General features: G+C 65.0%; 9 protein-coding genes and 2 pseudogenes. 10 read left to right on the top strand and 1 reads right to left on the bottom strand.

The annotated features are described in order from the left end of the window. The 8 genes and pseudogenes from VJS90_RS07955 to VJS90_RS07990 all read left to right on the top strand — a co-directional run. Positions 1-419: pseudogene (locus tag VJS90_RS07955) on the top strand (LLM class flavin-dependent oxidoreductase); the annotation flags it as partial. Positions 420-657: 238 nt separating this feature from the next. After that, the gene (locus VJS90_RS07960) at positions 658-1,248 is read left to right on the top strand and encodes an amino acid synthesis family protein (protein ID WP_181133064.1); all 591 of its coding nucleotides are present in this window, start codon (positions 658-660) and stop codon (positions 1,246-1,248) included. 68 nt (positions 1,249-1,316) lie between these two features. Continuing rightward, positions 1,317-2,150 carry an alpha/beta fold hydrolase gene (locus VJS90_RS07965; RefSeq protein ID WP_324120746.1) on the top strand — a complete coding sequence of 278 codons (834 nt, stop codon included), beginning with the start codon at positions 1,317-1,319 and terminating at the stop codon, positions 2,148-2,150. Further along, complete coding sequence (locus VJS90_RS07970) at positions 2,147-3,628, top strand: aldehyde dehydrogenase (protein ID WP_324120749.1); 1,482 nt, start codon at positions 2,147-2,149, stop codon at positions 3,626-3,628. The genes VJS90_RS07965 and VJS90_RS07970 overlap by 4 nt, the downstream gene beginning before the upstream one ends. A gap of 12 nt (positions 3,629-3,640) precedes the next feature. After that, on the top strand, positions 3,641-4,126 hold the full coding sequence (locus VJS90_RS07975; protein ID WP_324120751.1) for a flavin reductase family protein: 486 nt from the start codon (positions 3,641-3,643) through the stop codon (positions 4,124-4,126). A gap of 93 nt (positions 4,127-4,219) precedes the next feature. After that, positions 4,220-4,609 (top strand): carboxymuconolactone decarboxylase family protein, encoded by a 390-nt coding sequence (locus VJS90_RS07980; RefSeq protein WP_324120753.1) that lies wholly within the window; start codon positions 4,220-4,222, stop codon positions 4,607-4,609. A 90-nt stretch (positions 4,610-4,699) separates the two neighbouring features. Further along, entirely contained in the window at positions 4,700-5,452 is a 753-nt protein-coding gene (locus tag VJS90_RS07985; protein WP_324120756.1) for a GntR family transcriptional regulator, read from the top strand. A gap of 2 nt (positions 5,453-5,454) precedes the next feature. After that, on the top strand, positions 5,455-6,018 hold the full coding sequence (locus VJS90_RS07990; RefSeq protein ID WP_324120758.1) for an NUDIX hydrolase: 564 nt from the start codon (positions 5,455-5,457) through the stop codon (positions 6,016-6,018). 15 nt (positions 6,019-6,033) lie between these two features. Here VJS90_RS07990 and VJS90_RS07995 read toward each other — a convergent pair whose 3' ends face one another. Beyond that, positions 6,034-6,327, bottom strand: a complete 294-nt coding sequence (locus VJS90_RS07995) for a DUF1330 domain-containing protein (protein WP_324120760.1) — start codon at positions 6,325-6,327, stop codon at positions 6,034-6,036. 75 nt (positions 6,328-6,402) lie between these two features. Here VJS90_RS07995 and ribBA point away from each other — a divergent pair, with 75 nt between their 5' ends. Next, on the top strand, positions 6,403-7,524 hold the full coding sequence (gene ribBA / locus VJS90_RS08000; protein ID WP_324120762.1) for a bifunctional 3,4-dihydroxy-2-butanone-4-phosphate synthase/GTP cyclohydrolase II: 1,122 nt from the start codon (positions 6,403-6,405) through the stop codon (positions 7,522-7,524). 242 nt (positions 7,525-7,766) lie between these two features. Then, positions 7,767-7,949: pseudogene (locus VJS90_RS08005) on the top strand (ABC transporter substrate-binding protein); the annotation flags it as partial.

Here is a 7,949-nt window from a genome sequence, read left to right on the forward strand (position 1 = left end):
ACAAGTTCCAGGCCGCGCTGGACAACAATCCGGAAGTACCGCGCCCGCAACTGATGGTGCTGCGCCACACCCACGTGCACAGCCCGTCTGAACCGGAAGGCTGGAAAGTCGGAGCCCAGGCCATTTCGCGCTTCTACCGCACCTTCGATGCCTGGTTCGGCAACAAGACCGTCCCGGCCAACGGCTTCCTGGAGCCAAGCCCGGAGTCGAAGTTCGCCGAAGTGCCGGCATTCGCGCTGGAGAACATCCGCAAGAACACCATGATCGGCACCCCCGAGGAAATCATCGCGCGCATCAAGTACTACCAGGAACTGGGCGTCGACGAATTCAGCTTCTGGTGCGACAACAGTCTGCCGCACGCCGAGAAGAAAAAGTCGCTGGAGCTGTTCATCAAGGAAGTGGTGCCGGCTTTTAGCTGACGTGTCTCCACCGTCGCGGGTCCAGCCCGCTCCTGCGGGGCCATGCCCGCGAGAGCGGGCTTTTTTTGGCTTTGCATCTGCTGCAAGGGCCCTTTTTCAGGCATGCCCGAAAAAGGGCCGGTACAGACAGAACACCTTTCGTCCCCCGCCCATAGAAATTTCCAGCGGGGTATTGCAGAACAAATATTATGGTATACCATCAGACAACAAGAGCTGATCACCTACCCAGGAGCCGTCCATGAGTTTCGAAATCCGCAAGATCGTCACCTACTCCGAAGAGACCCGCATCGAAGGCGGCAAGGCCACCGACAAGCCGGTGACCATGGTCGGCCTGGCCGTCGTGATCAAGAACCCATGGGCGGGGCGCGGCTTCGTCGAAGACCTCAAGCCTGAAATCCGTGCCAACTGCTCCGAGCTGGGCGCACTGATGGTCGAGCGCCTGACCGCCGCCATCGGCGGTGCCGACAAGATCGAAGCCTACGGCAAGGCCGCGGTCGTCGGCGCCGATGGCGAGATCGAGCACGCCTCGGCCGTGATCCACACCCTGCGCTTCGGCAACCACTACCGTGAAGCGGTCCAGGCGAAAAGCTACCTGAGCTTCACCAACAAGCGCGGCGGCCCTGGCACCTCGATCCAGATCCCGATGATGCAGAAGGACGACGAAGGCCTGCGCTCGCACTACATCACCTTGGAAATGCAGATCGAAGACGCGCCGCGTGCCGACGAGATCGTCGTGGTCCTGGGCGCTGCCGACGGCGGCCGCCTGCACCCGCGCATCGGCAACCGCTACATCGACCTCGAAGAACTGGCAGCCGAAAAAGCTCAATAACAACAACGTAAACGGGCCGGGGCGTGCCGTGTGAAGCGCCACGCCCGACCTCCAAGGAGCGCCCATCCATGATTCAGCCTGTAGCTGAACGTACACCCGCCGGGACCAGCTACCTGGCGCTCGGCCAGGGCCAGCCCGTGGTACTGATCCACGGCGTGGGCCTGAACAAGGAAATGTGGGGCGGCCAGTTCGTCGGCCTGTCCGGCGACTACCGGGTCATTGCCTACGACATGCTCGGCCACGGCCAGAGCCCGCGCCCGGATGCGGGTACCGACCTGCAAGGCTACGCCGCGCAGCTGGCCGAACTGCTCGACCACCTGCAGATCCCGCAGGCAACGGTCATCGGCTTCTCGATGGGCGGCCTGGTGGCCCGTGCCTTTGCCCTGCACTACCCGCAGCGCCTGAATGCGCTGGTGGTGCTCAACAGCGTGTTCAATCGCACGCCAGAGCAGAGCGCCGGCGTGATCGCCCGCGCCGCGCAGGCCGCCGAGCTGGGTCCCGACGCCAACGTCGATGCCGCCCTGGACCGCTGGTTCAGCCGCGAGTACAAGGCCGCCAACCCGGCCCAGGTCGCCGCCATCCGCCAGGTCCTGGCCGGCAACGACCCGCAGGGCTACCACACCACCTACTCGCTGTTCGCCACCCAGGACATGTACCGTGCCGACGACCTGGAAAGCATCCAGGTGCCGACACTGATCGCCACCGGCGAACTCGATTCGGGCTCGACCCCGGCCATGACCCGCCAGCTCGCCGCGCGCATTCCCGGCGCCCAGTGCGTGGTCCTCGCCGAGCAACGGCACATGATGCCGGTCGAAGCGCCGCGTGAAGTCAACCGCATGCTGCTGGACTTCCTCGGCCACGCCCGTACCCTCTCCGATTCCGCACAGGGGATTGTTGCATGACCCTTCACCGTTTCCAGATGTGCATCGACGGCCAATGGTGCGATGCGCAAAGCGGCAAGACCTTCGACAGCCTCAACCCGGCGACCGCTCAGGCCTGGGCGCAACTGCCCGACGCCGCCGAAGCCGACGTCGAGCTCGCCGTGCAGGCCGCCCAGCGCGCCTTCGACAGCCCGGCCTGGCGTGGCATCACCGCGACTGCCCGGGGCAAGCTGCTGCGCCGCCTGGGCGACCTGATCGCCGACAACAAGGAACACCTGGCCCAGCTGGAAAGCCGCGACAACGGCAAGCTGATCCGCGAAACCCGCGGCCAGGTCGGCTACCTGCCAGAATTCTTCCACTACACCGCGGGCCTTGCCGACAAGCTCGAAGGCGGCACCTTGCCGCTGGACAAGCCGGACCTGTTCGCCTACACGGTGCACGAGCCGATCGGCGTGGTGGCCGGGATCATCCCGTGGAACAGCCCGCTGTACCTGACCGCGATCAAGCTGGCGCCTGCCCTGGCCGCCGGTAACACCATCGTGCTCAAGCCGTCCGAGCATGCCTCGGCGACCATCCTGGAGCTTGCCCGCCTGGCGCTCGAGGCCGGCTTCCCGGCCGGTGTGGTCAACGTGGTGACCGGCTACGGCCCGACCACCGGCGCGGCGCTGACCCGTCACCCGCTGGTGCGCAAGATCGCCTTCACCGGCGGCGCCGCCACGGCCCGCCATGTGGTGCGCAGCAGCGCCGAGAACTTCGCCAAGCTGTCGCTGGAGCTGGGCGGCAAGTCGCCGAACATCATCTTCGCTGATGCCGACCTGGACAGCGCCATCAATGGCGCGGTGGCGGGCATCTACGCCGCCTCCGGGCAGAGCTGCGTGGCCGGCTCGCGCCTGCTGGTGCAGGACGAAATCTTCGATGAGTTCGTCGCCCGTTTGGTCGAGCGCGCCAAGCGCATCCGCATCGGCAACCCGCAGGACGAGCAGAGCGAAATGGGCCCGATGGCCACCGCCCAGCAACTGTCCGTGGTCGAAGGCCTGGTCGCCGCGGCCAAGGCCGAGGGCGCCAAGCTGCACCTGGGTGGCAAGCGTGCCGAGGTCGAGGGCGAAGGCTGGTACTACGAGCCGACCCTGTTCGAGTGCGACAGCAACTCGATGACGATCATGCAGGAAGAGGTCTTCGGGCCGGTGGCCTCGGTCATCCGCTTCAAGACCGAGGCAGAGGCCCTGGCCATCGCCAACGACTCGCAGTTCGGCCTGGCCGCCGGCATCTGGACCCGCGACCTGGGCCGTGCCCACCGCCTGGCCCGTGACGTGCGCTCGGGGATCATCTGGGTCAACACCTACCGCGCCGTGTCCGCCATGGCACCGATCGGCGGCTTCAAGAACAGCGGCTACGGCCGTGAAAGCGGCATCGATTCGGTGCTGGCCTATACCGAGCTGAAGACCGTGTGGATCAACCTGTCCACCGCGCCCATGCCCGATCCCTTTGTCATGCGTTAGGAGACCTGCGTCATGATCGAACCCGGCATCTATAAAGACGTGATGGGCTCCTTCCCGTCCGGCGTCACCGTGGTCACCACGCTCGACCCCACCGGGGCGATCGTCGGCATTACCGCCAGCGCGTTCAGCGCGCTGTCGATCGACCCCGCGCTGGTGCTGTTCTGCCCCAACTACGCGTCGGACACCTACCCGATCCTGCGCGACAGCAAGCAGTTCGCGATCCACCTGCTGTCCGCCGACCAGACCGCCGAGGCCTATGCCTTCGCCGGCAAGGGCAAGGACAAGGCCCAGGGCATCGACTGGCACCTGAGCGCGCTGGGCAACCCGCTGCTGCCCAAGGCCACGGCGATCATCGAGTGCGAGCTGTGGCGCGAGTACGATGGCGGTGACCACGCGATCATCGTCGGTGCGGTGAAAAACCTGGTGCTGCCCGACGATCCGGTCACGCCGATGGTCTATCACCGCGGCAAGCTAGGGGCCCTGCCCCCGCTGGGCTGATTTACCCTTTATAGGGGCTGCGCCGTTCTTCACCCTCGGTTGCGGCCCCTTTTTTCTTTGCGGGCAGGTGCGCCCCGATCAAGGAGCACGGCAATGAGTAACGAGAAGTACGAAAAAGGCCTGGCGATCCGCACGCAAGTGTTGGGCGAGGCCTATGTGAACAAATCCATCGAGAACGCGGACGACTTCACCAAGCCGCTGCAGGAACTGGTCACCGAATATTGCTGGGGCCATGTCTGGGGCCGTGACGGCTTGTCGCTCAAAGAGCGCAGCATGATAAACTTGGCCATGATTTCCGCGCTCAACCGTCCCCACGAGCTCAAGCTGCATATCCGTGGCGCCTTGCGTAACGGCCTGAGCCGTGAACAGATTCGCGAAATTCTGCTCCAGGTCGGCATTTATTGCGGCGTGCCCGCGGCGGTGGACAGTTTCCGCCTGGCGCGCGAGGCCTTCGCCGAGGCCGATGCGGAGTCAACCCGTTAACACCGGGCTGTTCGAACCCTTGCATGGAGCACCCCAGGTTCGCGGTGCTCCTGCGGGTATGGCGCAACAGCCTCATTCAGAGCGCACACGATGAAACGCCAGCCACTCGATGACAGCTTCAAGGTCAACCGCAACCCCGTAACCCTGCGTGAAATCGTGCTCGACAAGCTGCGCGGCGCGATCATGAACTTCCACCTGCTGCCGGGCGACCGCCTGGTCGAGCGCGACCTCTGCGATCGCCTCGGCGTCAGCCGCACCTCGGTCCGTGAAGCCCTGCGCCACCTCGAATCCGAAGGCCTGGTCGAGTTCGCCGACGCCAAGGGCCCGCGGGTGGCGATCATCACCCTTGAGGATGCCCGCGACATCTACGAGCTGCGCTGCGTGCTCGAGGGCCTGATCGTCCAGCTGTTCACCGTCAACGCCAAGGCCAAGGACATTCGTGCCCTGGAGCGGGCGCTCGAGGAGAACCGCGAAGCGCTCGAGGAAGGCGAGCTGCAGCAGGTGCTGGATTCGGTGCAGGGCTTCTACGACGTGCTGCTCGAAGGCTCCGGCAACCACGTGGCCGCCACCCAGCTGCGTCAGCTGCAGGCCCGCATCAGCTACCTGCGTGCCACTTCGGTGTCCCAGGAAAACCGCCGCGGCGCCAGCAACCTTGAAATGGAAAAGATCGTCGAGGCGATCAAGAGCGGCGACCCGCTGGTGGCCCACCAGGCCTCGGTCGACCACGTGCGCGCCGCGGCCAAGGTGGCCCTGGACTACCTGCGCCAGAAACAGGACGACAACAGCAAGGTCCGCGACATCATCGCGCCCATTGCCCTCAAAGAACCCCGCATAGGCCGCTGATCATGCCCATCGCCCCGCGCTATTGCCCGCATTGCACTGTCGAGCTTGCCCGGGGCGTACCGGCCGGGGACACCCACGAGCGGCTGCTCTGCCCCGGGTGTGGCTACATCCACTACATCAACCCGAAGATCATTGCCGGCTGCATCATCGAGCGCGATGGCAAGTACCTGCTGTGCCAGCGGGCCATACCGCCACGGCCTGGCACCTGGACGCTGCCCGCGGGTTTCATGGAAAGTGGCGAGACGACCGAGGACGCCGCCCTGCGCGAAGTCTGGGAAGAGACCGGCGTGCGTGCCGACGTGGTCTGCCCGTATTCGATCTTCAGCGTGCCGAAGATCAGCGAGGTGTACATCATCTTCCGCGCCAGCGTGATCGAGGAGACCGGCTCGTTCGGGCCCGAGACGCTCGACTACCGGTTCTTCGCCCCGGACGAGATCCCGTGGGACGAGATCTACTATCCGGCGATCCGGCAGATTCTCGAGCGGTATATCTCGGAGCGGCTGGCGGGTGTCTATGGCATCTACATGGGTAATGACGATACCGGAAAAGTCCATTTCATCCGGTAGGCCGGGCTGTGCTTGTCAGGGCTCGTAACCCTCGACGATGATCACCTCGGCCTTGGCCACGCCCTGGCGATGCTTGCACGCCTCCTGGTACTGCGCCGACCGATAGCACGCCACCGCCTGATCATACGACTCGAACTCGATCACCACGCTGCGCTGTGGGGTCGCCCGCCCTTCCATCGCTTCGCTGCGCCCACCCCGCGCCAGCAGCTTGCCACCAAACGCGGCGAACGCCGCCGGGGCGCGTTGGGTGTATTGCTGGTACTGCTCGGGGTCGGTCACGTCCACGTGGGCGATCCAGTAAGCCTTCATGCGTACTCTCCTGCAATGGGTTATTGTGTATTATGGTATACCACAAAAACCTGATTACCACAGCGAGCGTGCAGCATGGCTTTCAACAGCATCGAAGAAATCCTCGAGGACTACAGCCAGGGCAAGATGGTCCTCCTGGTGGACGACGAAGACCGGGAGAACGAAGGCGACCTGCTGATCGCCGCCGAGCGCTGTGATGCCAAGGCCATCAGCTTCATGGCCTGCGAAGCACGCGGGCTGATCTGCCTGACGCTCACCGACGATCACTGCCAGCGCCTGGGCCTCGAGCAGATGGTGCCCGCCAACGGCAGCGCCTTCAGCACGGCGTTCACCGTGTCCATCGAGGCCGCCCGAGGCGTCACCACGGGCATCTCCGCCGCCGACCGCGCCTGTACCGTCGCCGCTGCGGTGGCCCCTGGCGCCCGCGCCGAAGACCTGGTGCAACCCGGTCACATCTTTCCCCTGCGCGCCCGTGAAGGCGGCGTGCTGACCCGGGCCGGCCACACCGAAGCCGGTTGCGACCTCGCGCGTCTGGCCGGCTTCACCCCCGCCTCGGTCATCGTCGAAGTGCTCAACGACGACGGCACCATGGCCCGCCGCCCCGACCTCGAAGTGTTCGCCGCGCGCCACGGCATCAAGATCGGCACCATCGCCGACCTGATCCACTACCGCCTGAGCACCGAACAGACCGTCAAGCGCATCGGCGAGCGTGAACTGCCCACCGTGCATGGCACCTTTCGCCTGGTGACCTATGAAGACCGCATCGAAGGCGGCGTTCACATGGCCATGGTCATGGGTGATATCAAGCGTGAAGAGCCAACGCTGGTGCGTGTGCATGTGATCGATCCCCTACGCGACCTGGTCGGCGCCGAATACGCCGGACCGGCCAACTGGACGCTGTGGGCGGCGCTGCAGAAGGTCGCGGCCGAAGGAAAAGGCGTGGTCGTCGTGCTCGCCAACCATGAATCGTCCCAGGCCCTGCTCGAGCGCGTGCCGCAACTGACCCAGCCGCCGCGCCCGTACCAGCGCGGGCAGTCGAAGATCTACTCCGAAGTGGGCACTGGCGCCCAGATCCTGCAGGACCTGGGCGTAGGCAAGCTGCGCCACCTCGGCCCACCCCTCAAGTACGCGGGCCTGGCGGGCTATGAGCTCGAAGTGGTGCAAAGCGTCCCCTTCGAGCCCGAGTCCCTGGCCTAGGCACATCGCCGCCCTCCCCCTGTGGGAGCGCGGCGAGGCCTGCAAACAGAGTGATGGCCGGTCGCCCTGTCCCTCTTGCCAAAATCTTGGAATACCATAATATGATATCCCGTAGACCTTGAACTTGCAGGCCGGCACCTACAATCACAACGGCCACCAGACACTTTGTTGAAGCTGCTCCCCGAACACATGGCGGGTGACAGACACCCGCCTCGAATAACAAAAGTAACGAGGGCGTAACCATGCTGTTGAGCAAACGTGTAAGCGCAGTGCTGTCCGCCAGCCTGCTGACCCTGTCGTGCCAGGCCGCGCTGGCCGCCGACAGCCTTAACTTCGTCAGCTGGGGTGGTACTACCCAGGATGCCCAGAAACAGGCCTGGGCCGAGCCGTTCACCGACAGCAGCAAGATCAAGGTCGTGCAGGAC

The sequence above is a fragment of the Pseudomonas sp. genome, from assembly GCF_035277045.1.
Taxonomy (GTDB): Bacteria; Pseudomonadota; Gammaproteobacteria; order Pseudomonadales; family Pseudomonadaceae; genus Aquipseudomonas.